Origin of the sequence: Methylobacterium indicum, assembly GCF_001043895.1 — a bacterium.
Taxonomy (GTDB): domain Bacteria; phylum Pseudomonadota; class Alphaproteobacteria; order Rhizobiales; family Beijerinckiaceae; genus Methylobacterium; species Methylobacterium indicum.
This window is the reverse complement of the sequence record NZ_JTHF01000501.1, coordinates 1-546: the sequence shown is the minus strand read 5'-3', so window position 1 is coordinate 546 and position 546 is coordinate 1. Positions and strand designations below refer to the sequence as shown.

General features: G+C 68.1%; 1 protein-coding gene. It reads right to left on the bottom strand.

The window, feature by feature from the left end:
- Nucleotides 1-121: 121 nt before the first annotated feature.
- A complete protein-coding gene (locus tag QR78_RS35325) occupies nucleotides 122-283 on the bottom strand; it encodes a hypothetical protein (protein WP_158004101.1) in 162 nt (53 codons plus the stop codon).
- Nucleotides 284-546: the final 263 nt, after the last annotated feature.

Here is a 546-nt window from a genome sequence, read left to right as displayed (position 1 = left end):
CGGGTGCTCGATGTCGGCGCGGAGGGAGCCCCGGGACCCCCATAGGGGGAACTGTGATCCGCCGGTACGCGGGTGGCGTGTGACGTGCGTGACCCCTGGGGTTTGCTACGGAGGTTGGCCCCTATCCCGCCGGGACCTCGTCCAGCGTGTCGAACCGCTCCACCTCCACGACATCCGCCGGACCGTAGCGGAACAGCGCGAAGTTGCCGTTGGGGTTCTCGCAGCGTCCTTTGGAAACGATGTCCGCGTTGGCGGCCGGGAAGGCGGTGTCGCGAGGGGGCATGACGGCTCCTTGCCGGTGGGCCCACGGCTTCCTCCCCGGCTTGCGATGGTGGGAAACTTGGTGGGACCGCGTGCAGCCGAAGGCCCGCGCGTTCGGTGTCTGTTCCCCGGATGGGCTCACAGCGGGGCGCAGAGGCGCCGCGCCGCTGGAGCGAAAAACTATTGCATTTCAGGAGGTTGGCGGCGCCAGGAGTGGCGACCCCGGTAGGGCTCGAACCTACGACCTGCCGCTTAGAAGGCGGCTGCTCTATCCAGCTGAGCTAC

Coding starts and splice junctions, on each gene's coding strand:
- QR78_RS35325 (WP_158004101.1), bottom strand. CDS start 283: ATGCCCCCTCGCGACACCGCCTTCCCGGCCGCCAACGCGGACATCGTT.